The organism is Loktanella sp. R86503, from assembly GCF_042466455.1.
Classification (GTDB): Bacteria; Pseudomonadota; Alphaproteobacteria; order Rhodobacterales; family Rhodobacteraceae; genus Loktanella.
Window position 1 is genome coordinate 2,370,745 of sequence record NZ_JAXHCI010000002.1, and the last position, 25,845, is coordinate 2,396,589.

Annotated in this window: 26 protein-coding genes; 14 read left to right on the forward strand and 12 right to left on the reverse strand. The window is 60.8% G+C overall.

The features are described from left to right. Positions 1–2: 2 nt before the first annotated feature. Both SJY10_RS12595 and SJY10_RS12600 read right to left on the reverse strand, forming a co-directional pair. Positions 3–773 (reverse strand): FG-GAP repeat domain-containing protein, encoded by a 771-nt coding sequence (locus tag SJY10_RS12595; protein WP_386683104.1) that lies wholly within the window; start codon positions 771–773, stop codon positions 3–5. Continuing rightward, positions 773–1,096 (reverse strand): 2Fe-2S iron-sulfur cluster-binding protein, encoded by a 324-nt coding sequence (locus SJY10_RS12600; protein ID WP_386683107.1) that lies wholly within the window; start codon positions 1,094–1,096, stop codon positions 773–775. The genes SJY10_RS12595 and SJY10_RS12600 overlap by 1 nt, the downstream gene beginning before the upstream one ends. A 154-nt stretch (positions 1,097–1,250) precedes the next feature. Here SJY10_RS12600 and SJY10_RS12605 point away from each other — a divergent pair, with 154 nt between their 5' ends. After that, on the forward strand, positions 1,251–1,757 hold the full coding sequence (locus SJY10_RS12605) for a peptidoglycan-binding domain-containing protein (protein WP_386683109.1): 507 nt from the start codon (positions 1,251–1,253) through the stop codon (positions 1,755–1,757). A gap of 60 nt (positions 1,758–1,817) precedes the next feature. On the opposite strand, the gene SJY10_RS12610 is transcribed toward SJY10_RS12605, so the two are convergent. The 5 genes from SJY10_RS12610 to SJY10_RS12630 form a co-directional block, all read right to left on the reverse strand. Further along, positions 1,818–3,275 (reverse strand): Do family serine endopeptidase, encoded by a 1,458-nt coding sequence (locus tag SJY10_RS12610; protein ID WP_386684671.1) that lies wholly within the window; start codon positions 3,273–3,275, stop codon positions 1,818–1,820. Between the two features lie 198 nt (positions 3,276–3,473). After that, positions 3,474–3,671: a DUF2065 family protein gene (locus SJY10_RS12615; protein WP_386683112.1), complete on the reverse strand. Its 198-nt coding sequence runs from the start codon at positions 3,669–3,671 to the stop codon at positions 3,474–3,476. Positions 3,672–3,678: 7 nt separating this feature from the next. Continuing rightward, positions 3,679–4,614 (reverse strand): protease modulator HflC, encoded by a 936-nt coding sequence (gene hflC / locus SJY10_RS12620; protein ID WP_386683114.1) that lies wholly within the window; start codon positions 4,612–4,614, stop codon positions 3,679–3,681. Further along, entirely contained in the window at positions 4,614–5,783 is a 1,170-nt protein-coding gene (hflK, locus tag SJY10_RS12625; RefSeq protein WP_386683117.1) for an FtsH protease activity modulator HflK, read from the reverse strand. Before hflK ends, hflC begins: the two co-directional genes overlap by 1 nt. A gap of 76 nt (positions 5,784–5,859) precedes the next feature. Beyond that, positions 5,860–7,320 carry an FAD-dependent oxidoreductase gene (locus SJY10_RS12630; RefSeq protein WP_386683119.1) on the reverse strand — a complete coding sequence of 487 codons (1,461 nt, stop codon included), beginning with the start codon at positions 7,318–7,320 and terminating at the stop codon, positions 5,860–5,862. Between the two features lie 311 nt (positions 7,321–7,631). On the opposite strand from SJY10_RS12630, the gene SJY10_RS12635 reads away from it, so the two are divergent. Together SJY10_RS12635 and SJY10_RS12640 are read left to right on the forward strand one after the other, a co-directional pair. After that, positions 7,632–8,726, forward strand: a complete 1,095-nt coding sequence (locus SJY10_RS12635) for a carboxynorspermidine decarboxylase (RefSeq protein WP_386683121.1) — start codon at positions 7,632–7,634, stop codon at positions 8,724–8,726. Between the two features lie 38 nt (positions 8,727–8,764). After that, positions 8,765–10,003: a saccharopine dehydrogenase NADP-binding domain-containing protein gene (locus SJY10_RS12640; RefSeq protein WP_386683123.1), complete on the forward strand. Its 1,239-nt coding sequence runs from the start codon at positions 8,765–8,767 to the stop codon at positions 10,001–10,003. Between the two features lie 149 nt (positions 10,004–10,152). Here the strand turns inward: SJY10_RS12640 and rpiA are convergent, their stop codons facing one another. Then, the gene (gene rpiA, locus SJY10_RS12645) at positions 10,153–10,941 is read right to left on the reverse strand and encodes a ribose-5-phosphate isomerase RpiA (protein WP_386683125.1); all 789 of its coding nucleotides are present in this window, start codon (positions 10,939–10,941) and stop codon (positions 10,153–10,155) included. Positions 10,942–11,107: 166 nt separating this feature from the next. Between rpiA and SJY10_RS12650 the strand changes: the two genes are divergently transcribed. Genes SJY10_RS12650 through SJY10_RS12665 form a run of 4 tightly spaced genes read left to right on the forward strand, consistent with a single transcriptional unit; the run spans position 11,108 to position 14,815 of the window. Continuing rightward, positions 11,108–12,208 (forward strand): type III polyketide synthase, encoded by a 1,101-nt coding sequence (locus tag SJY10_RS12650; RefSeq protein ID WP_386683128.1) that lies wholly within the window; start codon positions 11,108–11,110, stop codon positions 12,206–12,208. After that, positions 12,205–12,723 carry an isoprenylcysteine carboxyl methyltransferase family protein gene (locus SJY10_RS12655; RefSeq protein WP_386683130.1) on the forward strand — a complete coding sequence of 173 codons (519 nt, stop codon included), beginning with the start codon at positions 12,205–12,207 and terminating at the stop codon, positions 12,721–12,723. Before SJY10_RS12650 ends, SJY10_RS12655 begins: the two co-directional genes overlap by 4 nt. A 50-nt stretch (positions 12,724–12,773) precedes the next feature. After that, positions 12,774–13,442 (forward strand): glutathione S-transferase family protein, encoded by a 669-nt coding sequence (locus tag SJY10_RS12660; RefSeq protein ID WP_386683133.1) that lies wholly within the window; start codon positions 12,774–12,776, stop codon positions 13,440–13,442. Continuing rightward, entirely contained in the window at positions 13,442–14,815 is a 1,374-nt protein-coding gene (locus tag SJY10_RS12665) for an L-serine ammonia-lyase (protein ID WP_386683136.1), read from the forward strand. Before SJY10_RS12660 ends, SJY10_RS12665 begins: the two co-directional genes overlap by 1 nt. Here the strand turns inward: SJY10_RS12665 and SJY10_RS12670 are convergent. Next, positions 14,796–15,476: a thiamine diphosphokinase gene (locus SJY10_RS12670; protein ID WP_386683138.1), complete on the reverse strand. Its 681-nt coding sequence runs from the start codon at positions 15,474–15,476 to the stop codon at positions 14,796–14,798. The two genes, SJY10_RS12665 and SJY10_RS12670, sit on opposite strands and share 20 nt — an antisense overlap. A 139-nt stretch (positions 15,477–15,615) precedes the next feature. Between SJY10_RS12670 and SJY10_RS12675 the strand changes: the two genes are divergently transcribed. After that, the gene (locus tag SJY10_RS12675) at positions 15,616–17,859 is read left to right on the forward strand and encodes a hypothetical protein (RefSeq protein ID WP_386683141.1); all 2,244 of its coding nucleotides are present in this window, start codon (positions 15,616–15,618) and stop codon (positions 17,857–17,859) included. A gap of 78 nt (positions 17,860–17,937) precedes the next feature. Here SJY10_RS12675 and SJY10_RS12680 read toward each other — a convergent pair whose 3' ends face one another. Beyond that, positions 17,938–18,174 carry a DUF2842 domain-containing protein gene (locus SJY10_RS12680; RefSeq protein ID WP_386683143.1) on the reverse strand — a complete coding sequence of 79 codons (237 nt, stop codon included), beginning with the start codon at positions 18,172–18,174 and terminating at the stop codon, positions 17,938–17,940. Beyond that, positions 18,171–19,466 carry an adenylosuccinate synthase gene (locus SJY10_RS12685; RefSeq protein WP_386683145.1) on the reverse strand — a complete coding sequence of 432 codons (1,296 nt, stop codon included), beginning with the start codon at positions 19,464–19,466 and terminating at the stop codon, positions 18,171–18,173. The genes SJY10_RS12680 and SJY10_RS12685 overlap by 4 nt, the downstream gene beginning before the upstream one ends. A gap of 181 nt (positions 19,467–19,647) precedes the next feature. Here SJY10_RS12685 and secG point away from each other — a divergent pair, with 181 nt between their 5' ends. Both secG and SJY10_RS12695 read left to right on the forward strand, forming a co-directional pair. After that, positions 19,648–20,001: a preprotein translocase subunit SecG gene (gene secG / locus SJY10_RS12690; RefSeq protein ID WP_386683147.1), complete on the forward strand. Its 354-nt coding sequence runs from the start codon at positions 19,648–19,650 to the stop codon at positions 19,999–20,001. A gap of 164 nt (positions 20,002–20,165) precedes the next feature. Next, positions 20,166–21,809: a CTP synthase gene (locus tag SJY10_RS12695; RefSeq protein ID WP_386683149.1), complete on the forward strand. Its 1,644-nt coding sequence runs from the start codon at positions 20,166–20,168 to the stop codon at positions 21,807–21,809. Positions 21,810–22,001: 192 nt separating this feature from the next. Here SJY10_RS12695 and SJY10_RS12700 read toward each other — a convergent pair whose 3' ends face one another. Then, entirely contained in the window at positions 22,002–22,754 is a 753-nt protein-coding gene (locus SJY10_RS12700; RefSeq protein ID WP_386683151.1) for a MipA/OmpV family protein, read from the reverse strand. Between the two features lie 102 nt (positions 22,755–22,856). Here SJY10_RS12700 and rlmJ point away from each other — a divergent pair, with 102 nt between their 5' ends. The 4 genes from rlmJ (at position 22,857) to SJY10_RS12720 (ending at position 25,776) form a co-directional block, all read left to right on the forward strand. Next, complete coding sequence (rlmJ, locus tag SJY10_RS12705) at positions 22,857–23,639, forward strand: 23S rRNA (adenine(2030)-N(6))-methyltransferase RlmJ (RefSeq protein WP_386683153.1); 783 nt, start codon at positions 22,857–22,859, stop codon at positions 23,637–23,639. 45 nt (positions 23,640–23,684) lie between these two features. Next, the gene (locus SJY10_RS12710) at positions 23,685–24,119 is read left to right on the forward strand and encodes a TerB family tellurite resistance protein (protein WP_386683155.1); all 435 of its coding nucleotides are present in this window, start codon (positions 23,685–23,687) and stop codon (positions 24,117–24,119) included. Positions 24,120–24,162: 43 nt separating this feature from the next. Next, on the forward strand, positions 24,163–24,942 hold the full coding sequence (locus SJY10_RS12715; RefSeq protein WP_386683157.1) for an ABC transporter ATP-binding protein: 780 nt from the start codon (positions 24,163–24,165) through the stop codon (positions 24,940–24,942). A 108-nt stretch (positions 24,943–25,050) separates the two neighbouring features. Further along, a complete protein-coding gene (locus SJY10_RS12720) occupies positions 25,051–25,776 on the forward strand; it encodes a transporter substrate-binding domain-containing protein (protein WP_386683159.1) in 726 nt (241 codons plus the stop codon). Positions 25,777–25,845 lie beyond the last annotated feature (69 nt).

The window sequence follows — 25,845 nt, forward strand, 5'->3', positions numbered from 1 at the left end:
CCCTATCGCTTACAGGCAAGGGCTTGCTGGAACGCACCGGGGCCTACCGGGCCCAGATCACGCATCAACGCCTTGCCTGCCTCTATGCGCACCGCCAGCACACGCGACCAGTCAGGCGCAGCGACGATCGCTTCTGTGACACTGTCACATGTGCGAAATCCACCGCTGATTTCTTGCTCGCCAATGCGGTGGTTGGTTAGATCCGGGACGCGGTAAGCCTCGGTCAAGGCCGCACCGTCAAAGCGCCAGATCCGCAAGATCCGTGCCAGATGGGGGCGGTCAATATAGGCCACTTCCATCCGCCCATCGCCGTCGATATCACCTGCGCCAATCGGCGAAAGCCAGCGGTGGGTCTGACCGATATAGGGGGTCTGGTCCAGCAGGACCAAGGCACCGTCCCGTAGGCCATAGACCACCAGTTGCGCGCCTTGCGTTAGGCTGCTGCGCACCGCGATGACCTCACTGCTACCGTCACCGTCCAGATCGGCCAGTCGCGGGGCGGTGTCTTCGAACACATGGCCCGCGCCTGCCGAAACACGGATGTTGCAATCGGCGGCAGTGGCGATACGCAGGGTGGCCGCTTCGATTGCATCGCCAAGAATGCCGTGGTCGTAAATGGTCGTCGGATCGTCATACCACGCATGGCTGATAACGCCGCCGCTTGCCACGACAAGACTGCCTGCAAGCGCTGCAGGCGGGGACGGCTGGCTATCGCAGGCCGCCGCAAGATCTGCATGCATGACCAGCAAACCAGCGGCGACCGCAATGCGCATCAGATCTGCTTTTCAGGCATTTGCACCCGCAGGCCGTCCAGGGCGTCGGATACCTTCAGCTGGCAGGTCAGGCGGGACAGGGCCGGATCCGGCTTATAGGCGAAGTCCAGCATGTCTTCTTCCATCGCGTCTTTCGGCTCCAGCTTGTCGGCCCAGGCGGGGTCTACATAAACATGGCAGGTCGAACACGCACAGGCGCCGCCGCAGTCGGCCTCGATCCCCGGAATGCCGTTGTCACGGGCCCCTTCCATGACTGTCATGCCATTTGCCACGTCGACGACATGCTCTTTGCCGCCGTGCTCTACATATGTAATTTTCGCCATCGTCTTGTCCTTTCGCGCGTGTCAGCATTTGGCCAGATAACTAAGGGAACGGGGCTTGTCCTGCCAGTCACAAATGCAAGCGATCATGCTTGGTGCGACAATGGCGTTTGACCTGCACCGCCGACACTTTATGACGGCAGCAGAAGGAGTCATAATGCACCGCTTTTTACCGTTCGCGCTTTTGTTGTCCGCTTGCACGCCGCCCGCCGATAGCAGCAGCGCTGGCGCGGCACCGATTGTCGTGTCCCTCGGCGATATTGAAACCGATGCAAAAGGCAGCTGTTTTGCGCGCACCGACGGGCCGACGCAGACCAACATCGTCAGCGAATTGATCGAAGTCGCCCCTGAAACGCGCGACGCTGCGGGTGCTGTTATTAATCCGGCCGTTTTTCGCACGATTACCCGGCCGCAAACCGTCAAAGTTGGCGAAGGGACCCGTTTCGAAACCGTCTGCCCGCCGATCTATACAGAGGCATTCGTATCCACACTTCAGCGCGCCTTGTTGATCCGCCGTGCCTATGACGGGCCGATCACGGGGCAATATGACGCAGCCACTAGCCTTGCTGTGCAAAGCTATCAGCGGCGCAGCGGCACCGACAGTCCGCTGCTGGCAACCCATGTCGCCCGCGAACTTGGCATTCTCGCCGTCTCTCGCGGTTAGGCACAAACTTGAAACGCCGCCCCCTTTCAGGGACGGCGCAAGTTTGAAATGTTGCCGGCTTTATTCGCTGCCGGTCATGTCGCCCAGCGCCAGCGCAAGAAAGCGCGGATTGCCGTCGCGGCGGACCAGCAACAGCAAGGATGTCTGGCCGGCCTCGACTGCATTGTCGATGCGCGCCTGCAGCTCTTCGATCGTTGTTACAGGCTCCTGCCCTGCATCGGTGATCAGATCACCCGGCGTCAGTCCCTTGCCTGCTGCATCGGAGTCCGGATCGACTGCGGTAATCACCAGCCCCGGACGATCATCCAGACCGAACTCCTCTGCCAGCTCTGGCGTTACGGGGGACAGGGTCAGGCCCAGCATTTCAGCGCCGGCATCGGCGGGATCAGGGGCATCGTCGGACGCAGGGAAGGCAGTCGCCTCGTCCGTTTCGCGGCGGCCAAGCGTGACCTCCATCGCAGTTTCTTCGCCATTTCGCAGAACTTGCAGCGGAATCGTCGCACCGACAGCAGAGTTGCCGACCATGCGCACCAATTCGCGCGTATCGGCGACTTCGGTGCCGTCGTAGGACAGGATAACATCACCGGCCAGCAGACCGGCATCTTCGGCGGGACCGGCAGGGACGTCGGTGATTAGCGCGCCGCGGGCCGTATCCAGCCCGTCAATGGCGCTGACCATATCAGGTGTGACGTCCTGAATACGCACACCCAGCCAGCCGCGACGGGTTTCGCCAAATTCCTGCAACTGATCGACGACGTTTTTAACCACTTCGGACGACATCGCAAAGCCGATGCCGATGGACCCGCCATTAGGTGACAGGATCGCGGTATTCACGCCGACGACTTCGCCATCCATGTTGAACAGCGGACCGCCAGAGTTGCCGCGGTTGATGGCGGCATCCGTCTGGATGTAGTCGTCATAGGTGCCGGACAGCGCCCGGTTACGGGCAGAGACGATACCGGCAGAGACAGAAAAGCCCTGCCCCAACGGGTTACCCATTGCCATGACCCAGTCGCCCACGCGGGCCCCGACGCCATTGCTGTCGCCAAATTCCACAAATTGCAGCGGGCTGTCATATTCGACCTTAAGCACTGCAATATCCGTGTTTGGATCGGTGCCGACCAGCGTAGCGGGCAGCTGCGCTGCGGGCTGGCCATCGCCGGGGAAAAACTCGATCTCGATCTCGTCTGCGCCTTCAATGACGTGATTGTTGGTGACGATAAAGCCGTCAGCCGAAATGACAAAGCCAGAACCCAGCGCGCTGGACCGGCGCGGCTGACCGCCGGGGCCGTTTTCCAGATCGTTAAAGAAATCCTCAAACGGGGACCCTTCGGGCACAATGCCCTGCGGCATGGTGCGTTCGGCCACCGTGGTTGATGTGGTGATATTGACTACCGACGGGCTGACCTGCGCAGCCAGATCGGCAAAGGTCAGCGGCCGGCCCGCGGCAGCGCCTGGCAGGGCCTGCGTGGTTTCCGCTGTCGTGGTTTCGGGGTTCACCTGCGCAATGCCCGGCATCGCCTGCGACATGATCAGCGCGGTGGTCAGGGCAAGGCCGGACAGCATGTAACGGGGATCGGAGAGTGTTAGAACTTTGGCCTGTGACCTCACGGGGCGGACTCCTTGTTGTGTTGCGCAGGGCAGCGTTGACACTGAACCTAGGGCGCAAACCTGAGAGCGCAAAGTGTCAATGTAAAGGGTGAACGGATCGTGACTTTATGTCCCGATCAGCGCCGCGAGCCACAAAAGCGCAGCGCCAGTCGCCAGCACCGCTAGCCCGACAAGGCGGCGATCGGCCAGGTCCAGCCTGCGCAGGGCGGCCAGCATATCTTCGATAAGCGAAGGGGCCAGTGCGTACACCAGCCCCTCGATCAGCAGAACAAGGCCGAGGCCTGTCAATGCCATTGCAATCATATGCGCGTCAGTTCGACGCGGCAGGTGCCGTCGCTGCTGGTGCAGCAGGCGCCTGAGCCGCAGAGCGGTTCGCGGCCTGACCCTGATCGGATTGCAGATAGTTAAAGAACTCTGAATTCGGCGACAGGACCATGGACGACCGGCCAGATGCGGCAAAGCGCTCGTAAGCCGTCATGGAGCGGTAGAACTCAAAGAATTCCGGGTCTGCGCCAAAGGCTTCGGCAAAGATGGCGTTGCGCTCTGCGTCAGCCTCACCGCGTGTTACCTCGGCCAGACGGTTGGCTTCGGATGTCACCTCGACCACGGTGCGGTCTGCGGCGGCGCGGGTGCGCTGGGCAGCTTCGTTACCGCGCGCGATCTCGTCCGCGGCTTCGCGGTCACGTTCCGCAATCATCCGCTCGTAGGTGGCGTTCAGGTTTTCCGGCGGCAGGTCGGTCCGCTTGAGCCGCACGTCGATCACTTCCAGGCCCAGGCTGCGGGCTTCGGCAATGGCGTTGTTGCGGATCCGCAGCATCAGCGCCGCGCGGTCGGTGGACAGGATGTCATTCGACGCCACGGTACCCAGAACGTTCCGGGTGGTGTCACGCAGGATGCCATCAAGACGCCGCGCTGCGACCTCTTCTCCGCCAGCGCCGACGGCCTGACGGAACTGCTGCACGTCTGCAATACGGTAGCGGGCAAAGGCGTCGACGACCAGACGGCGGTCATCGGACGGCGTCACCTCCAGCGGGTCAAGATCGCGCGACAGGATACGGTCATCATAACGCACGACGTTCTGGATGAACGGGATCTTGAAACCAAGACCGGGGTCTTCCTGTACCTTCACGATCTGACCGAATTGCAGCACCAGCGCCTTTTCACGCTCGTCCACGATAAATACCGAAGAAATGGCCACAATCAGCACCACAACGAAGGCGGGCAGTAGGAAAATGGATTTCCGCATCAGTTCGTCCCTCCGTTCGTTTGGGTCTGGGTCCGGTTTGCGCCACCGCCCAACTGGTTCAACGGCAGATAAGGCACGACGCCCTGCCCGCCTTGGGATTCGTCAAGCAGGATGATATCCAGCTCTCCCAGAACTTGCTCCATGGTTTCCAGATACAGACGCTTGCGCGTCACATCGGGAGCCTTGGCATATTCGCCAAGCACGGCAGAGAAACGGCTTGCTTCACCGGCAGCCTCGTTCACGACCTGCGCACGATAGCCTTCGGCCTGTTCGATGGTCTGGGCGGCCTGGCCGCGTGCTTCGGCCTCGACACGGTTGGCATAGGCGTCAGCGACGTTCTGCAACCGGTCGCGTTCCTGCTCGGCGTCCTGCACCTTGCGGAAGGATGCGATGACAGGCTCGGGCGGGTCGGCCTTGTCAAAGTTGACGCGGATGATGTTCACACCGGACTGATAGCTATCAAGCGTGCTTTGAATCTCGCTTTTCAGACGTTCGGCAATTGCGCCGCGATCCCGGTTCAGGATCGGTGCCAGCTGGCTTTGCGCGATAATTTCACGCATCACGGATTCGGACACAGCTTCGATGGTCTGTTCGGGGTCAGCCAGATTGAACAGGAAAAGCTGCGGATCAAGGATGTTCCACACGACCTGAAAATCGATGTCCACGATGTTTTCGTCGCCTGTCAGCATCAGACCCGCATCCAGACCGGACCGGCTGGTGCCGATATCGATGGACCGCTCGGACGTCACCGGAAGCACTTCGCGGGTCACGATGGGCCAAGGCGCAAAGTTCAGGCCCGGACCGTTGGTGGACATGTAATCGCCCAGCAGCAATTCGACTGACTGTTCCTCTGGTTTGACGGTATAGATAGACGCCATGCCCCACAGCACGGCAGCCGCCAGCACGCCAAGTCCGACGGTGCCGCGCGTCAATGCCGGACCGTTGCCGCCGCCCGTGCCGCCGCCGGTGCCATTGCCACCGCCACGACCGCCCATCAGCACACGCAGCTGTTCGCGGCCCTTGTTCATCAGCTCGTCGATTTCAGGAATCTGTGGCCCCTCGCCCGGACGACGGGGCGGACGCGGCGGAGGGTTGGTCCCATTGCCATCGTTCTTGCCCCGGTTATCATCGCCGCCGCCCCCCCAGGGGCCCCCGTTATTGCCTGCCATCGTGTGTCAGTCTTCCTTGATGTTACGATCCTGTTCGGATCCGTCCGTTCTAAGATCGGGCCATTGGCCCGATAATTCAAGTTGTCCGCACCGGGGACTTCATCGTGACCAGTTCTTCACCCATGGTGGGATGAACAGCGCAGGTGCGGTCGAAATCTTCTTTTGTTGCGCCCATCTTGATCGCGATCGCCACCATCTGAATCATCTCTCCTGCATGGTCCGCGACGATGTGACACCCCAGGATCTTGCGGGTTTCGGTGCTGACGATCAACTTCATCAATACACGCTGCGGCGTATCCAGAAACGCCGTCTGCATCGGGCGGAACGCTGTGGAATACACCTCTACGCTTTCGCCGCGGGCGATGGCGTCGTCCTCGGTCTCTCCGATGGTGCCCAGTTCAGGCTGGGTAAAGACAGCGCTGGCAATTAGTTCGTGATCGACCGGCGTCGGGTTGCCCTTAAAGACGGTTTCGACAAAGGCCATGCCTTCGCGGATCGCAACCGGCGTCAATTGCACGCGGTTGGTCACATCCCCGATGGCATAGATTGATGGGACATTGGTCTGACTGAACTCGTCCACCACAATCTCGCCGTGGCGGCCGACGTCGACGCCCGCATCTTCCAGACCCAGACCTTTGGTGTTGGGTGCGCGGCCTGTCGCGAACAGCACGTGGTCGAACACCTTTTCGTCGCCGTTTGTGGCGCGGGTCCACACAGGACCCGCCGCGCGGGCATCGGTAAAGCTTTTGGGGTTATCGCCCAGCGGATTGGTGCCCCCCGCGGCCGCGTCAGATCCAGCCGGCATCCGGCCCTTGGGGGCCTGATCGGCGGGGCATAGTTCGGTAATGGTCGTGCCGGTGTGCAGATCAATACCGCGGTAGCGCATTGATTCCGCCAGCAGCCCGCGCGCTTCGTCGTCAAAACCCTTAAGGATCTGTGCGCCGCGGTGGTACATTGTCACCTTCACGCCAAGGCCGGCCATGATGCATGCAAATTCGCAGGCGATATAGCCGCCGCCCACGATCAGCAGCGTTTCAGGCAGCTTTTCGAGCAGAAACATGTCGTTGGATACAAGGCCCAGATCGCCGTTTTCCATGTCGGGGCGCACGGGATGCCCGCCCGTGGCGATCAGAATATGCTTGGCGGTGACGGATTTGCCGTCCCCCAGCTTGACCGTATGCGCATCTGTTACAGTGGCCCGGCAATCGTGGATTTCCACGTCAGAGCCGTTCAGCAGCTTGCGATAAACGCCTTCCAGACGGTCCAGTTCGGCGTGCAGCTTACCGCGAAACGTGTCCCAGCTGAAATCGCCAATGGTGGCGTCCCAGCCATAGCCCTGTGCTTCTTCGATCTTTTCGGGATAGCTGGATGCGTAGACCATCAGCTTTTTCGGCACGCAGCCGCGAATGACGCAAGTGCCGCCCATGCGGGATTCCTCGGCCAGTGCGACCTTTGCGCCTGTCTGCGCGGCCACACGGGCCGCCCGCACACCGCCAGAACCGCCGCCAATAACAAAAAGATCGTAATCGAAAGACATGTGCAGGCTCCGCATTGCAAATTTCACAGGCAACCTAGCCGCAACCAGACCGAAAGGCCAACGCCCCCTGCCGGAAAAGTGAGCACAGTGCAGATCAGTTCGACAGATCAGGAACTGGCAGCCCACCGACACTGTCACGCGGCAGGGCTTTCAGCTCTGCCATCCCGGTCGCCACCGCCGGTTCAGCCGCGGATATTTCGAAGCCCGTGATGCAATCGCCCCATGCACACCGCTGGCGCGGCCTGCTTGTCTCTGATCTGTCATCTGATTATACGACAACGTTCCAGTGTTTCCGGCGAAAGGCCCCCGCAATGCAGACGCCTTATTATTTGATCGACAAAAGCCGCCTGCTGCCGAATCTGCAAAAGATTGCCTGGCTGACCGAACATTCGGGGGCCAAAGCGCTGCTTGCGCTTAAATGCTTTGCGACCTGGTCCGTGTTCGATCTGATCTCTGAATACCTAGACGGTACCACATCGTCATCCTTGTTCGAGGTCAAGCTGGGCCGCCAACATTTTTCAGGCGAAACCCACGCCTATTCCGTGGCCTGGGCGGATCACGAGATTGATGAAGTCTTGCGCAACTCTGACAAGGTGATCTTCAACACCATCGGGCAGTTGTCCCGTTTTGAGGCGGTGTCGCACGGGCACACCCGCGGCCTGCGGGTCAATCCCGGCGTGTCGACATCGACCTTCGATCTGGCCGATCCGGCGCGCCCCTTCAGCCGCCTTGGCGAACACGACCCCGCCGCGATTGACGCGGTCATCGACCAGATCAGCGGCTTCATGTTTCACAACAACTGCGAAAACGGCGACTTCGACCGCTTTGACGCGATGCTACAAGGGATTGAGGAACGCTTTGGCCACCTGATCGCACAGATGGACTGGATCAGCCTTGGCGGCGGCATACATTTTACCGGCGAAGGTTACCCGCTGGACAAACTGGCCGCGCGGCTTAAAGCCTTTGCCGATACTTACGGCGTACAGGTCTACCTCGAACCCGGCGAAGCGGTCATCACCAATTCCACCACGCTGGAAGTCACCGTGCTGGACACGCTGCACAATGGCAAAAACCTGGCCATCGTCGACAGCAGTACAGAAGCGCATATGCTTGATTTGCTGATCTACCGCGAAAGCGCCAAGGTCGCCCCGAACGAGGGGCGCGAAGAATGGATGATCTGCGGCAAATCCTGTCTTGCGGGCGATATCTTTGGCGAATTCAAATTCCCCGCCCCATTGGCTGCTGGTGACCGCATCAGCATTCAGGACGCGGCTGGCTATACGATGGTCAAGAAAAACTGGTTCAACGGTGTCCAGATGCCATCCATCGCGATCAGGGAACTGGACGGCACGGAACGCCTTGTCCGCGCGTTCACCTACGACGATTTCGCCGCGGCGCTGTCCTAAGCGCCCTTCACCCACCCAGACCACAGGGGATGTAACCGATGAAAAAGAACGTTCTAATTATTGGCGCCGGCGGCGTGGCGCAGGTTGTGGCGCATAAATGTGCGCAGAATAATGATCGGCTGGGCGATATCCATATCGCAAGCCGCACGGTGGCAAAGTGCGACGCGATCATCGCCTCAGTCCATGAAAAGTCCGCAATGAAAGTTGACGGCGTGTTGCAGTCTCACGCCCTTGACGCTCTGGACGTTGCTGCCACCTCCGCCCTGATTCAGGAAACAGGCAGCCAGATTGTGATTAACGTCGGCTCTCCTTTCGTGAATATGTCGGTGCTGGACGCCTGTATTGCCACCGGTGCCGCCTACATCGACACCGCCATCCACGAGGAGCCTGGCAAGATTTGTGAAACGCCGCCGTGGTATGGTAACTACGAATGGAAAAAGCGCGAGATTTGCGCGCAAAAAGGCATCACCGCGATCCTTGGCGCAGGCTTTGATCCGGGCGTTGTCAACGCCTATGCCCGCCATGCCATTGACACTTATATGGATACCGTGACCGCCATCGACATCGTCGACATCAATGCGGGCAGCCACGGCAAATACTTCGCCACGAACTTCGATCCGGAAATCAACTTCCGCGAATTCACCGGCACGGTCTATTCTTGGCAGTCCGGTGCCTGGCAGGAAAACCAGATGTTCGAGGTAGGCCAAGACTGGGATCTGCCCGTCGTCGGCACCCAGCGTGCCTATCTGTCCGGCCATGACGAAGTGCATTCGTTGTCCGCCAACTATCCGGGTGCCGACGTGCGGTTCTGGATGGGCTTTGGCGAACACTATATCAACGTCTTTACCGTGCTGAAAAACCTTGGCCTGCTATCCGAACAGCCCGTCACGACCGCCGAAGGGCTGGAAGTCGTACCTCTGAAGGTCGTCAAGGCCTGCCTGCCCGACCCCGCCTCGCTCGCTCCAAACTACACCGGCAAAACCTGCATCGGTGACTTCGTCAAAGGCACGAAGAACGGGCAGCCGGTTGAAGTCTTCGTCTACAATGTCGCCGATCACGCAGAAGCCTATGCAGAGGTCGGCTCGCAAGGAATTTCCTACACCGCTGGCGTGCCGCCCGTGGCTGCCGCCCTGCTGGTCGCCGACGGTACCTGGGATGCAAAAACCATGAAAAACATGGAAGAGCTGCCACCCGCCCCGTTCCTCACGCAACTCGACCGCTTGGGCCTGCCCACCCGGGTCAAGGACGAAAACGGCGACCGCCCCTGGAACGCTTGAAATCGTACAGGGGGCCGACCGCGCCCCCTGACACACTCCCAAGAACGCCAGCCCCCCCCGCCGGTCCCTTCTTCTGGTTCTAAATATCCTGGGGGTTTGGGGGCAAAGCCCCCAAGCGGTCGCCAAAGCACTGCTCAGGCGAAACCAGCTTAGTCCCCGTTGTCCGCAAATATATTCCCGTCATCCAGAAAATCGTAGCGTGTTTCGTCAACTTCGCCTTTGTTGATGTCATGCACTTCGACCCGGCCGTCGCCGTAACCGGTAATCACGATATCGCAGATATCAATAAAAAGTCCGTTTTCGACGATGCCCGGAATCTGGTTCAGCACGAGGCTTAGCTGACGTGCATTTCCGATACGGTTCAGATACAGATCAAGGATGTGATTGCCTTCGTCGGTGATAAAAGGCGCCTGACCATTCATGCGCAGGCTTGTTGTGGCACCCATAACATCCATGCCCACCAGCGCTTCTTCGACTAGGGCTTTGGATGTCTGCCAGCCAAAAGGGATCACTTCGATCGGCAGCGGGAAAGCCCCCAGCGTCTCGACTTTCTTGGATGCATCAGCGATGACGATCATCTGGTCGCTGGCGGTCGCCACGATCTTTTCCTGTAGCAGCGCGCCGCCGCCGCCTTTGATCAGGTTCAGCGCACCGTCATATTCATCCGCGCCGTCGATCGTCAGATCCAGCCAGCGGGCCTCGTCCAGGGAAATCACTTCGATGCCGACGTCGCGGGCCAGTTGCGCCGTGCGCGTTGATGTTGGCACGCCTTTGATTTTCAGGCCCTCGTCCCGCACCATCTCGCCCAAGCAACGTACCAGCCATGCGGCGGTGGACCCGGTGCCAAGGCCCAATTTCATCCCTGATTCGACATAGTCGCAGGCGCGTTTTGCGGCGACGTATTTCGCCTTGTCGATAGGTGACAGATCAACGGGCATGGCAAGGCTCCTTTAAAACACGGGCAGGTTATAGGCGGCGCGGTGCTTTCATGACAGGGGGCATTTACGCTGTTACCGCAAACACTTGATGCGCAGGTCTATGAGGCTGCATGGAACTTTTCCCGCCAGTCATCGTTCTACACAGAACGTTTGAAAGGTTCCAATTATGTTGCAAGAGCCCGCGACGCGCCGCCGCGCCATGAACGGGGCGTGCAACACCACGGTCCTGAAGGGAATTGGAACAGCCCTGCCCCCGCACGAGCTGTCGCAATCCGACGTGCTTGAACAGGCCCGCGCGCTACTGGCCCCCAAATATCCGTTCTTTGAAAAACTAGTGCCTGCGTTTGAAAATGCGGGCGTTGATCGGCGCTACAGCGTCATGCCGCTGGACTGGTTCGCTGCGGATCACGGCTGGGCTGACCGCGGCGCGGCTTATATGACCGGGGCCAAGGCGATGTTCATCGCTGCCGCCTCTGATGCGCTGCATGCTGCCGGCATAACAGCTGATCAGGTCGACACCATCGTCACAGTCTCCTCCACCGGCATCGCGACCCCCACGCTAGAGGCGCAGGCCCATGCAGAGATGGGCTTTCGCCGCGATGTGCGGCGCGTACCGGTATTCGGTCTGGGGTGTGCAGGCGGCGTGTCGGGCCTGTCCATCGCCCGCCGGCTTGCCGCCGCCGATCCCGGCAGCACTGTTCTGATGGTCGCGGTCGAGGCATGTTCACTGTCTTTCCGGTCCGACCGCCTGCAAAAAGCCGATGTGATCGCAACCGTGCTGTTTGGCGACGGCGCGGCAGCGGCGGTGATCGGTGCAGGCTCTGGCACAGCAGGCGAAGTCATTCTGCACGACGGGCACGAGCATCTGTTTCCGGACACCCTGCCGATCATGGGCTGGGACGTGGATGAAACCGGTCTTGGCGTGATCTTTGACCGCTCAATCCCCAGTTTCGTCACCGATGAATTCCGCCCTGCCATCACGACGATGCTGCAAGCCGCGCAGCTGGACCTTAGCCAGATCGACCGCTTCGTATGCCACCCCGGCGGCACCAAGGTGGTGGAGGCGATCGAGGCAACGATGGACCTGCCCGCAGGTGCGCTGGACGCGGAACGCGCGACCTTGCGTGACTATGGCAATATGTCCGCCCCGACTGCGCTGTTCGTGCTTAAACGTGTGCTGGCCGCTGGGCAGACAGGCAAGCTGGCGCTTTGCGCGCTGGGGCCGGGCTTTACCGCGGCCATGATGCCGCTTACGGTCGCACCATGACGACCGGCACCTTTCTGTTCCTTGCCTTCATCGTGGTGCAGCGGCTGGGCGAGCTGGTGATTGCCAGGCGCAACACTGCACGCCTATTGGCCCGCGGGGCATATGAAGTCGGCGCGGGTCACTATCCTGTCATGGTCGCCCTGCACTCTGCTTGGGTACTGGCGCTGCTAGTCTTTGGCTGGAACCAGCCGCTACACATGGGCTGGCTGGCGCTTTATGCTGTATTGCAGGTGTTTCGTGTCTGGATCCTTGGCACCCTGGGGGCGCGCTGGACCACGCGGATCATCGTGCTGGACGAACCGCTTGTCTCTCGCGGCCCGTTCCGGCTTATCCCGCATCCCAATTATACCCTTGTCGTACTGGAAATCATCGCAGCGCCGATGGTGCTGGGCCTGACATGGGTGGCCATCGTCTTTACCGTGCTGAATGCCGCGATGCTGTATCACCGCATCGGCGTCGAAGACGGCGCACTGCGCGGCAAGGGGCGGCATGCGACTGGCCCTGCCCGTCCGTAAAGCGTCGCTTTCAGGCTGACGCGGGCGGCGGCTTTGGATAGGGTCGGTACATGGAATCTGTGTGCCTTCATTATGCCCCTGACAATGCCTCGCTGTGCGTACGGCTTGCTTTGGAATTTGCAAACCGGCCGTATCGCACGGCTCTTGTGGACCGCGCGGCTAGTGCCCAGCGCAGCCCCGCCTATTTGCAGCTGAACCCGGCCGGTCTGATCCCCGCACTGGAAACACCAAGCGGTCCGATCTTTGAAACCGGTGCGATCCTGCTGTGGCTGGCGGATACCGCCCCCGGTACCTTAATGCCTGCGCCGGACGCCCCCGGGCGCGGCGCGGCGCTTAGCTGGCTATTGTGGATGTCCAACACGCTGCACCCGACCCTGCGGACGCTGTTCTATCCTGAACAATACCTGCCCGCCGCCCCATCTAGTCTGCGTCACGCGGCAAAGCATCGCCTTGCCAGCCATCTGGATCTGCTTGAAAAGCAGTGGTCGCCCGATCATGTCGCGCAGATGTGCTATCTTGCACCAATGCTGCGCTGGCCCGCGCTTTATGGCGGCCCGGCGGGGTGGTACGATCTGGCGCACTGGCCTCGCCTGTATCTTTTCGCGCAGGTGTTCGAACAGATGCCCGCCACCAAGCGCGCTGCCGCGGCAGAGGGACTGGGTGCCACGCCGTTTTCCGCGCCGCACCACCCCAACCCGCCAGAAGGCAGCCCCACCTGATGTTCGTTTCCGTCTTCGACATGTTCAAAGTCGGGGTCGGCCCGTCATCGTCTCATACGATCGGCCCCATGGTCGCCGCCGCGCGGTTCCTTGATCATTTGCGCGCCCAGCCCTTTGCGGTGGCGGGCGTGCGGGTGTCGCTTCATGGATCGTTGGCCTTTACCGGCATAGGCCATGCCACCGACCGCGCCGTGATCCTTGGTCTGACCGGTATGCGCGCCGATGATTACGACGCAGAGGCAGCAGAGGCCGCCTTGGCGCAGGTCAGGCAAAGCGCGCGGATCACACCGGACGGGCTTGGACCTTTGCGCTTTCACCCGAAGGATGACTTGATCTTTGACTACGGCCCCGCTTTGCCCGGTCATGCGAACGGCATGATTTTTAAGGGTTTGGATAGCCAAGGTGATACCGTTACCCAAATAACTTACTATTCTATCGGCGGCGGTTTTGTGCTGACAGAGGCAGAGCACGCCGCGGGGCGGGGCACCGACATCGGCCCGCCCGTCCCCTATCCGTTCAGTACCGCCACCCAAATGGTGCAGATGGCTGAACGCAGTGGCAAATCCATCGCCCAGATGAAACGCGACAACGAACGCAGCCGCCGCACCAGCCCCGACCTTGACGCGGGCCTGCGACATATCTGGTCGGTCATGTCTGATTGCATCGACCGCGGACTTGCCACGGATGGCATCCTGCCCGGCGGGTTAAGCGTGCGCCGGCGGGCGCGCGGTATTCATGAAGCCCTGATGGCCGAACGCGGGATGAACCAGCCCGCCCCCCATACCATCAACGACTGGATGTCCGCCTATGCCATGGCGGTGAACGAGGAAAACGCCGCTGGCGGCCGTGTTGTCACTGCCCCCACCAATGGCGCGGCGGGGGTTATTCCCGCGACGATCCGCTATTGGCTGGATCATGTGCCGGGGGCCAGCGCGGCCGGCGTGCCGGATTTCCTGCTGACGGCTGCGGCGATCGGCGGGCTGATAAAGTACAACGCCAGCATCTCCGGCGCGGAATGTGGCTGCCAGGCAGAGGTCGGCTCTGCCGCGGCCATGGCTGCAGCGGGCCTGTGTGCGGTGCTGGGCGGCAGTCCGGCGCAGATCGAAAACGCAGCAGAGATCGCGCTGGAACATCACCTGGGCATGACCTGCGATCCGGTGCGCGGATTGGTGCAGGTGCCTTGTATCGAACGCAATGGTCTTGGCTGTATCAAGGCGGTCAGTGCCGCCAGCCTTGCCCTGCGCGGGGATGGTGTGCATCTGGTGCCTTTGGATGCCGCAATCGAAACAATGCGCCAGACCGGCGCGGATATGAGCGACAAGTATAAGGAAACCGCTTTAGGCGGCCTTGCCGTCAATGTGCCGAACTGCTGACCTGCGCCAGAACGCCAGCGATCAGCGACTTTGACGCAGATAGCGGCAAGGTCAGCAAGACCGGACCGGCAACATCAAAGCTGACCTGCGCCTGCTTTACCGCGTTCGAACTGCTGACAAGGCCATCGGGGGCCAGCTTGCTGTCGGCAAGGTCCCAGACAAGGCCATTGCTGCTGACTGTCGCATGTCCTAAAGGCAAAACGCCCGCTCGCAGGCCGGGCGATAGCTGCCACATGCTGTGCCCCTGCGGCAGCAAGACGCACACATCGTCTGGCGAAACCAGGATCACGTGATGCGCCCGCAGCCGTGCCAGCGTGCCCAGCACCGCAAGCGTGTGATCCAAACGCCCGCCCAGAAAACCCGCAGCCATGATCAGAGGTGCTTTGATACGGGTCAGGCACTTTTCAAAATCCGTACTGTCCTGCTCTGCCACATGATGCAGCGCGTCGGCAAAGGCCGTCCGCGCCTTGTTGCTAAGCGAATCCATGTCGCCGATGACCGCGACAGGCCTTAAATCATGGCGCAATGCATGATCGGCCCCTCCATCGGCCGCGACGACGGATGGCGCAACCTTTAGGCAAATGTTAAGTTGACTGTTGTCTGTATCAGAACCACCAAGCAAAGTGATTGGGGATGAGGCGTGAACAATCGGTTCAAACATGGCATATTGTCTTCATTTGGGGTGCCTGCCTTGAAAGTGCCACGAAATGATCGCGTCATTACCGCCGGACTGTTCCGGTTTGCGAACCAATTGCTGGTAAACAGGCTGTCACTAGGACTGGCAAAAAGCGAGCGAAATCATGGTTGAGTCGAGCAAGATTCTTACCGTTTCCTATGGCACCTTTTCGTGCACGTTGGAGGGATTTGAAGATTCCTTCTCGACGATGAAGGCGATTGCAGAATATTTCCGCGATCTGGCCGCAGGGGACCGTTATTTCGGGGCTGAACCCCCGACCCCCGACGCAGAAATGCTGACACGCATCGCAGAGCGCGAAATTTCGCGCCGCGTTGATGTACGGTCAAGTGATACCGGTATTGTCTTGCGCGCCTCTGAACCGGCGGCAGTACCCATGCAGGTCGCCGCGCCGTTGACCGCGGCCACGCCGGCCCCCGCAGCGCCAGCTGCCACCGCTGATCCGGCACCGGCACCCGCGCAGGCCGAAGCTGCAAAGCCGGATGTTGCGGATACAGCGCCAGTGGATACCGCCGCAGCGGATGAAGCCCCTGCACCCGATGCGGCAGAAGATGACGAATCGCCCGTCATGCCGCCCGCGCCGCGCCGTCCGGTGGAAACCGACAGCATGCGTGAAAAGGCAATGGCCGCAGCCCGCGATGCAGCCCCGGTCGAAGCCGTGGCACAGCCTGCCGCCCCCCGCACCGAGCCGCCAGCGCATCCCGATTCGGAAAGCGTGGCTGCGAAATTGCAGCGCATTCGTGCGGTTGTTGGCGGTGTGAATCCTGCCGCTGCCCCCAACGCCTTTGTCGAAGACCTGGAAGAGACGGTCCCCGTGGCCGGTGCCCCGGAAAACCCTGAAGTCGAAGCAGGCGCGCCTGCTGCGGACGACGCACTGGACGCAGACACCAGTTCAACAGAGGTTACCGCTGACGCCGATTTGTCGCAGGACGATGCAGCGCCTGTGGATCAGGATGATGCGGAACCGGACACAGCGGCAACCGCTGCCTCTGCGCCTGTTGTGGCTGAAGAGTCAGATGATGCACCCACCGCTGCCGCGGAAGAAGACGAGACAGACGACCAGATCGACGCCGTTCTGCGCAACTTGCAGCGTGCAGGTCTGCGTGCCCCGCAGGTAGAAGAGCCCGCGGCAGAGGTTGCAGCCGACACGCCGCCGGCGGCACCGCGCGGCCGTATCCTGCGCGTCACGCGCCGGCAGCGCCCGACTGATGACGCGGCCGATGCCGTCGCAACACTGACCGCTGCGGATATTGCTAAGCTGGCCGCCGAAAAAGCGGCCGTGTCGGCCCCCGCCTTGCCAAAGCAGGAAAAAGACACGTCTGCTGCCTCGACCTCGGTTGCGGCGCTGATGGCTGAAACCCAAGACGCACCGCAAGTGGCTGCAGATGAAAAGCCGCAGGATGATACCGCTGCTGATACCGTTGATGATCACGGCAATGCGGACCTGTCCGCGGATCTGCTTGACGCGGACGATTCGGTGGATGTCGATTTGCCGGATGTTGGCAGCACCCTGTCTGACGACGACGAGGCTGATCTGCAACGCACCCTTGCGGCCCTGCGCCAAGAGGACGACACCGATGCTGCACCGCAGGATGCTGCGCCTGAACAGGCAAAAGCACCGGACGCAGACGCCGCTGCACCTGCGCAAAAGCTGCGGCGCGACCCGCTGCCTGACACGACAGAGGCAGAAATGTCGCGGATCATGTCACAGGCCAATAACGAATTGGCCGACCCCGAAGCAAGCCGTCGCCGCAACGCGATTGCCCAGTTGAAAGCCGCTGTTGCCGCAACGGAAGCCGCGCGTCAACTTGGCGAGACTGGTGACAAACGGGCCGAGACGGAGGATGCCTTCCGCGAAGATCTGGATCAGGTTGTCCGCCCCCGGCGTGCACCGCGCCCCGAAGGCACATCCGATCGCGGCGAACGCGCCCGCCCTGCGCCGCTGAAATTGGTGCCAAGCCAGCGCGTCGATCTGGAAAAGGAACTGGCTGAAGCCAAATCCGACGGTCCGGTTCAGCCGCGCCGCGTAGCGACCGCAGCCGCGGCCCCCGCGGCAGAGGCTGGCAACTTTGCCGAGTATGCGGAGAATATGGGCGCAACCAGCCTGCAAGACCTTTTGGAAGCCGCCGCTGCCTATACCGCTTTTGTGGAAGGGTCCGAAGACTTCTCTCGCCCACATATCATGCAAAAGGTGCGCCAGACCGTGTCAGAAGATTTCAGCCGCGAAGACGGGCTGCGGTCCTTTGGTACCCTGCTGCGCCAAGGCCGGATCGAACGCGTCCGCAACGGTCGCTTCGCCGTATCGGAACGGATCCGGTTCAAGCCGGAAGCCCGCGCAGTCGGCAGCTGATCCGGCAGACAAGATGCACAAACAAAAAGGCGGGGGTGAAAGCCCCCGCCTTTTTCATATGCAACCCTTAGACCTGACCTAGTCCTTTTCATCCGGATCGGGCTGGCCGATCCCCTTGAAAATGCTGCGGAACGGATAGGCCCACAGCACACCAAGGCCGACATAAATCGCAAGTTCCAACAAGAACGACGGGCGATCCAGCGTCGACGTGATTGTCACTGCAACAATCAGATAGGCCGGCAATCCCAGCACCAGGATCAGCAACGCCCAGCGTTTACGTGCCTTGTAGCTCAGGTTGGCGAACCAGCCGTTCATCGCGCAGCGAAGGGGTCGGTGACAAGGATCGTGTCCTCCCGTTCTGGCGATGTCGACACCAGTGCCACGGGGCAATCGATCAGCTCTTCGATACGGCGGACGTATTTAATCGCCTGTGCGGGCAGATCATTCCAGGACCGCGCTCCTTCGGTCGATTCGGACCAACCGGGCATTTCCTCGTAGATCGGCTTGCAACGCGCCTGCTGGTCTGCGGCGGTCGGCAGATAGTCCAGAACGGTGCCATCCAGATCGTAACCGGTGCAGATTTTCAACGTCTCGAACCCGTCCAGCACATCCAGCTTGGTCAGGGAAATCCCCGACACGCCAGAGGTCGCGCAGGTCTGGCGCACAAGCGCCGCGTCGAACCAGCCGCAGCGCCGCTTGCGACCTGTGGTGGTACCGAATTCATGGCCGCGCTGACCCAGCTTTTCGCCGTCATCATCCAGCAGCTCGGTGGGGAACGGCCCTTCACCCACGCGGGTGGTATAGGCCTTGACGATGCCCAGCACGAAATCAATCGCGCCCGGCCCCACGCCCGTCCCCGTCGCAGCCTGACCTGCAATCACGTTTGAGGAGGTGACGAAAGGATAGGTGCCGAAGTCGATGTCCAGCAGCGCGCCCTGCGCGCCTTCGAACAGGATCCGCTTACCTTCTTTACGTTTGTCGTTCAGCACTTTCCACACAGGAGCGGCATAGGCCAGAATCGCTGGCGCGATCTCTCTCAACTGGGCCAAAAGATCGTCACGGTCGATCGGCTCCAGCCCCAGCCCCCGACGCAGGGCATCATGATGCACCAAGGCGCGGTCAACGCGCAGTTCCAGCGTTGCGGGATCAGCCAGATCGGCAACGCGGATCACGCGGCGCCCGACCTTGTCTTCGTAGCAGGGGCCGATGCCGCGGCCTGTCGTACCGATCTTGGCAACGCTGGCCTGATTTTCCCGTGCCCGGTCCAGTTCCCCGTGGAACGGCAGGATCAGCGGTGTATTTTCCGCAATCATCAGCGTTTCAGGATTGATATCAACGCCCTGCGCGCGGATCGTTTCGATTTCCTTCAACAGGTGCCAGGGGTCAAGCACGACACCGTTGCCGATCACGCTAAGCTTGCCGCCGCGAACAACGCCGCTGGGCAGCGCGTGCAACTTGTAAACCTTGCCGTCGATCACAAGGGTGTGGCCAGCGTTGTGCCCCCCCTGAAAACGGGCGACGACATCGGCGCGCTCGCTTAGCCAGTCAACGATCTTGCCTTTACCTTCGTCGCCCCACTGGGCGCCAACGACGACAACGTTTGCCATGATACTTGTCCTATTACGGAAAATTCCGCTGACCGCTATATGCCCCTTGGGGCAGGCATGAAACCGAAAAAGCAAGGCGACACGCCAATGCACCCTCCGCCGCGCGGCCTTTGGGGTTGCGGCAAGAGGACCAACGGCATAGATAGCGCCGAACCGCAGACAACCCGCAGGCCCGTCCTACATGGAAAACGTCGTCCTCGTCATTCACTTGATCCTAGCACTGTCGCTGATCGGCACAGTCCTTTTGCAACGCTCTGAAGGCGGCGGATTGGGCATCGGCGGTGGTGGCGGCGGTGCAGCCACCGGGCGCCCTGCCCCGACAGCCATGGGCAAGGTCACATGGATTTTAGCAATCGGCTTTATCGCGACATCCATCGCGCTGACGATCATCGCAGCTGAAAATGCAGCAGGTGCATCGGTTGTCGACCGCCTGCAGGATGCCCCGGCTGCGGATGCTCCGGCATCGTCCGGACTTGGCGACAATCTGTTGCCGCCTTCGGCAGGCGACGCGCCGCTGGTGCCGTCGGGCAACTAAGCCACTGATACCACAACACTTGGCCGGCCTTCGGGCCGGTTCACCAAAATATTGCGTCACGGGTTGCACGTGAGGGCCTGTTTCGGCTATCCGTAAATCCCGTGATGATGCGATCCGATGCTGGATCGTATGTCTGAATTCTTGACACACACGGGGGCCCTTCCATGGCACGTTTCATCTTTATCACGGGCGGGGTTGTGTCGTCGCTGGGCAAAGGCCTGGCCTCTGCCGCGCTGGGATCGCTGCTGCAGGCGCGTGGCTATACGGTCCGCCTGCGCAAACTGGACCCTTATCTGAACGTTGATCCAGGCACGATGTCACCATTCGAACACGGCGAGGTTTTCGTCACCGACGATGGCGCGGAAACCGACCTCGACCTTGGTCACTACGAACGCTTTACCGGCGTGGCCGCCCGCATGACCGATTCCATCAGTTCCGGCCGGGTCTATTCCACGGTGCTGGAAAAGGAACGCCGCGGCGATTACCTTGGCAAGACCATTCAGGTCATTCCCCACGTCACGAACGAGATCAAGGATTTCATTTCCATCGGTGAAGACGAAGTCGATTTCATGCTCTGCGAAATCGGCGGCACGGTCGGCGATATCGAAGGTTTGCCCTTCTTTGAAGCGATCCGCCAGTTCGCCCAGGACAAACCGCGCGGGCAGTGTATCTTCATGCATCTGACCCTGCTGCCTTATTTGGCCGCAAGCGGAGAGCTGAAAACAAAGCCGACCCAGCACTCTGTCAAGGAATTGCGCAGCATTGGCCTGGCCCCCGACATTCTGGTGTGCCGGTCCGAACATCCGATCCCGGAACGCGAGCGGGAAAAGATCGGCCTGTTCTGCAATGTGCGCAAGGACGCGGTCATCGCGGCCTATGACCTCAAATCCATCTACGAGGCGCCCCTCGCCTATCATGCGCAGGGCCTTGATCAGGCTGTGCTTGATGCTTTCGGCATCGCCCCCGCGCCTGCACCGAACCTGACAGTCTGGCACGACGTCGCCGACCGCATCCACAATCCCGAAGGCGAGGTGCGCGTTGCCATTGTCGGGAAGTACACACAGCTGGAAGACGCCTACAAATCCATCGCAGAGGCGCTGACACACGGCGGCATGGCGAACCGCGTGAAGGTGCGTATCGACTGGGTCGATGCAGAGCTTTTCGACCGCGAAGATGCCGCGCCCTACCTCGAAGGCTTTCATGCGATCCTCGTCCCCGGCGGCTTTGGCGAACGCGGCACCGAAGGTAAGATCAAGGCGGCGCAATTCGCCCGCGAAAAAGGCGTACCCTACCTTGGCATCTGCCTTGGCATGCAGATGGCCGTCATCGAAGCCGCGCGTAATGTCGCCGGTCTGACTACCGCCGGATCAGAAGAGTTCGACCACGAAGCCGGCATCAAGCGCTTCGAACCTGTGGTCTATCACCTGAAGGAATGGGTGCAGGGCAACCAGACTGTCGCGCGCAAAGCCAGCGATGCCAAAGGCGGCACCATGCGCCTTGGTGCCTACAATGCGACCCTGCGCGAAGGCTCAAAAGTTGCGCAAATCTATGGCACTACCGCGATCGAGGAACGCCACCGTCACCGCTACGAAGTCGATACAAAGTATCGCGATCAGCTCGAGGCGACCGGCCTGTGCTTTTCCGGCATGTCGCCCGATGGCAAACTGCCAGAAATCGTCGAATGGAAAGACCACCCCTGGTTTATCGGCGTTCAGTTCCACCCCGAACTGAAATCCAAACCCTTCGCGCCGCACCCGCTCTTTGCCGACTTCGTCCGCGCCGCCGTCGAAAACTCGCGCCTCGTCTAAGGCGCGGTCCCTTTCTTCTGGTCTTAAATATCCTGGGGGTATGGGGGCAAAGCCCCCATGGATCGGCCCGGCGCAGCCGGGTCGATCCCAAACCGCCGCATCAAAAGCTGCACCAGTCACAATGAAACACTAGTCACAATAAAAAAGGCGCGCCTCGCAAGGCGCGCCTTTTTCAATTCGAATATCGCAGCTTCAGAAGCTAAAGCGGCGCGTCACCACCAAGCTCGCCGTGGTCGCATTGTCGCTGCCCTGCTTTACAATCGGGCTATCAGCCGCGTCATTGGCATATTCTTCATAACGCACGGTGCCGGTCACGCCCCAATCTTCGGAAAAGGCATAGGATGCGCTTGCCTCAACCCCTTGGGACAGGAGGCCGCCCTTAGCGTCATAGGCCGTCAACGTATTGCCGTTACCGGCCTCGGCGGCAGTCACGCCGAAATACTGCTGGGCGTATTCGTCATCCCCGAAAAAGAACCGTGGTCCAACACGCAGCTCAACCGGGGCCGAAGGGCGATAGATGGCGTCTGCACCAATTTCACCGACAACCGCGTCATGACCGGTGACACCCTTGCGCGCCACTGCGAAGACATAAAAGTTCTCGGCGGTGTAAGTCAGGCCGCCACCAAGCTCCAGCGCAGCGTCAATCGTTTCTGTGCCAGCCAGTTCGGAATATTCGGCACCGCTGCGCTCTCCGATATAGCGGATGGATGCGGCAAAACCGAAACCCTGCGCTGTGCCGCCTTCGGATCCACCAAAGCGAAGAGGGCCAAAGCTCAGCTGCTGGATGCTGAAATTGCCGGTCACGTTTCCTTCATTCTCCGACGATCCGAAATAGGCGGGGGCAGACTGGGGGCCAAGCCCGATCGAAAGGGTATTTTGTGCGGCGGCCGCGACGGGCAGAAGGGCCGTTATCAGTGCGGCAGACAGCAAGCGAGAAGAAGACATGCGAAAACTTTCCGGGAAAGAGATGTATTTGTCCCCATTCTAGCATCAATGCAATGTGCAACAAGGCTTCACGGCACCATCCGAACAGGTTAGGTCAATGTGATGCTTTCATATCAACACGCCTATCACGCCGGAAACATGGCCGACGTTCACAAGCACGCACTGCTTGCCTGGATGCTGGACTATATGATCCGCAAACCTAAACCGCTGTCCTATCTGGAAACCCACGCCGGGCGTGCGATCTATGATCTGCGCAGCCCCGAAGCTGTGAAAACCGGCGAAGCTGCTCAAGGCATCGCGCTGGCCCAGGACTGGTTTGCCAAGGATCATCCCTACGCCCGCGCGTTGGCCAAAAGCCGCGAACGCTACGGTGCGCATATCTATCCCGGCAGCCCGCAAATCGCCCTGGATACGCTGCGCTTCGAAGACAACATGACCCTTGCCGAACTCCACCCGGCAGAGGCGGAAGCCCTGCGCACCGCCCTGCCCGGTGTCACCGTCAGCCAGACCGACGGCCTTGCCATGGCGCTGTCACGCTGCCCCCCCGATCCGCGCCGCGGCCTGCTCCTGTGCGATCCCAGTTGGGAGGTTAAGACCGAATACGAAGATATTCCTGAATTCCTGCGCAAGCTGCACCGCCGGTGGCCCGTGGGTATTCTGGCGTTGTGGTATCCGGTGCTGACCGATGCGCGGCACAAACCGATGCTACGCGCACTGCACCGACAGTTTCCGGACGCCATATCCCACACTGTAAACTTCCCCCCCGCACGGCCAGGACACGGCATGGTGGGATCGGGCATGTTCGTCGTCAATCCACCCTACGGATTTGTCGACGAAGCCAACGCGCTGTCACGGCTTTTTGCGCGGGTGCAGCCACAGACCTGATCGCTCACCCTTTCCGAACACCTGTGCCGGCCCTATAACCAGCCCATGTTTGCAGATCTGATCCGGCGCATGACCGCCCCCGCCCCCGACCGCATCCCCGACGCCGACGCCCGCCTGGCCCTTGGGGCCTTGCTGGTGCGACTAGCCCGCGCCGACGGCCACTACGACCCCGTGGAAAAATCCCGGATCGAGGCGATCCTTGCCCGCCGCTATGGCCTCAGCGACGCCAGCGCATTGCGCATGCAATGCGAGGCGCTGGAAGCCGAAGCCCCGGACACCGTCCGCTTTACCCGCGCGATCAAAGATGCGGTTGATTACGAAGACCGCCTCGCGGTGATCGATGCCATGTGGCAGATCGTGCTGGCCGACGGCGAACGCGACGCGCAAGAAGACAGCATCATGCGCATGGTTGCCCCGATGTTGGGCGTCACGGATCAGGACAGCAACGCCGCGCGCCGCAGAATCGAAAACGCGGGCTAAGGCCCGTTGCATTCTGGGGGGTTTTGCGGCCATATCACCCCCCATGAATACCGCACAAACACCTGTCATCTCGATCCGCAACCTGCACAAGGCCTATGGCAACCTAGAGGTGCTGAAGGGCGTCGATATCACCGCACCCGCCGGTCATGTCGTGTCGTTGATCGGATCGTCCGGATCAGGGAAATCCACCCTGCTACGCTGCGCAAACCTTCTGGAAGACAGCCAGCAAGGCGAAATCGTCTTTGATGGCGAGCCAGTAAAATGGAAAGGGACGGGACTGAACCGCCGCCCGGCCGATCATGCCCAGATGATCCGCATCCGGACCAACCTGTCAATGGTGTTCCAGCAGTTCAACCTGTGGGCGCATATGACGATTCTGCAAAACGTGATGGAAGCGCCGCTGACTGTCTTGAAACGTGACCGGGCAGAGGTGGAGGACGCCGCCCGCCGCTATCTGGACAAGGTCGGCATCGGCGACAAGGCGGATGCTTATCCCGCCATGCTATCCGGCGGCCAGCAACAGCGCGCCGCCATAGCCCGCGCCCTGTGCATGGAACCCAAGGCGCTGCTGTTTGATGAACCCACATCCGCACTGGACCCGGAACTGGAACAGGAAGTCGTGCGTGTCATTCAGGCCCTCGCCGAAGAAGGCCGCACCATGCTGATCGTGACCCATGATATGCGCATGGCAGCGGACGTCTCGGACCACGTCGTATTCTTGCACCAAGGCCTGATCGAGGAACAAGGCACCCCCGGCGATCTGTTCACCAACCCGCAAACCGACCGCCTGCGCGGTTTTCTTTCCGCAACCTTGCCGGCCTAGCCCGCTGACCCTGCGTCAGCCTATTCAGGCTTGCCATTTTACAGGTTTCGCATAACCCTCTGGCCGATCATCGAGGCGCAACGCCGCCTCATCCAACGGGAGACGACAATGAACAAACTGACACTCACCACCGCAGCCTTCGCGTTGCTGGCCGGATCCGCCATGGCACAAGACGTTGTGCGCATGGGCACTGAAGGGGCCTACCCTCCGTACAACTTCATCAACGACGCCGGTGAAGTTGACGGATTCGAACGTGTTCTGGGTGACGAACTCTGCGCCCGCGCCGAACTCACCTGCACCTGGGTCACCAACGACTGGGACAGCATCATCCCGAACCTGGTTTCGGGCAACTACGATGTCATCATGGCCGGCATGTCGATCACGCCGGAACGTGACGAAGTCATCGACTTCTCCGACCCCTACACCCAGCCCGATCCCAGCGCTTTTGTCGCAATGACCGACGGCATCGATCTGACCACCGCCGTCATTGCCGCACAGACCGGCACCATTCAGGCAGGCTACGTTGCCTCCGAATTGCCTGACGCGGCCCTGCTTGAATTCGCAACCCCGGAAGAAGCTGTTGCAGCCGTGCGCAATGGCGAAGCTGACGCCGTGCTGGCCGACAAAGCCTTCCTTGCCCCTATCGCAGAGGCAGAAGCTGAGCTGAACATCATGGGCGACGACGTCCTGATCGGCGGTGGTATCGGCCTTGGCCTGCGCGAAAGCGATGCTGACCTGAAGGCAAAGTTTGACGCAGCCATCCAGTCCATGAAGGCCGACGGTTCCCTGAACACGCTGATCACCGACATGCTGCCGGGCTCCGCCACGTTCTAAAAACCGCGCGCCGCGCCCTTGCACGGGGGCGCGGCGCATCCCATTCATCTGGCTGAATAAACTCAAATA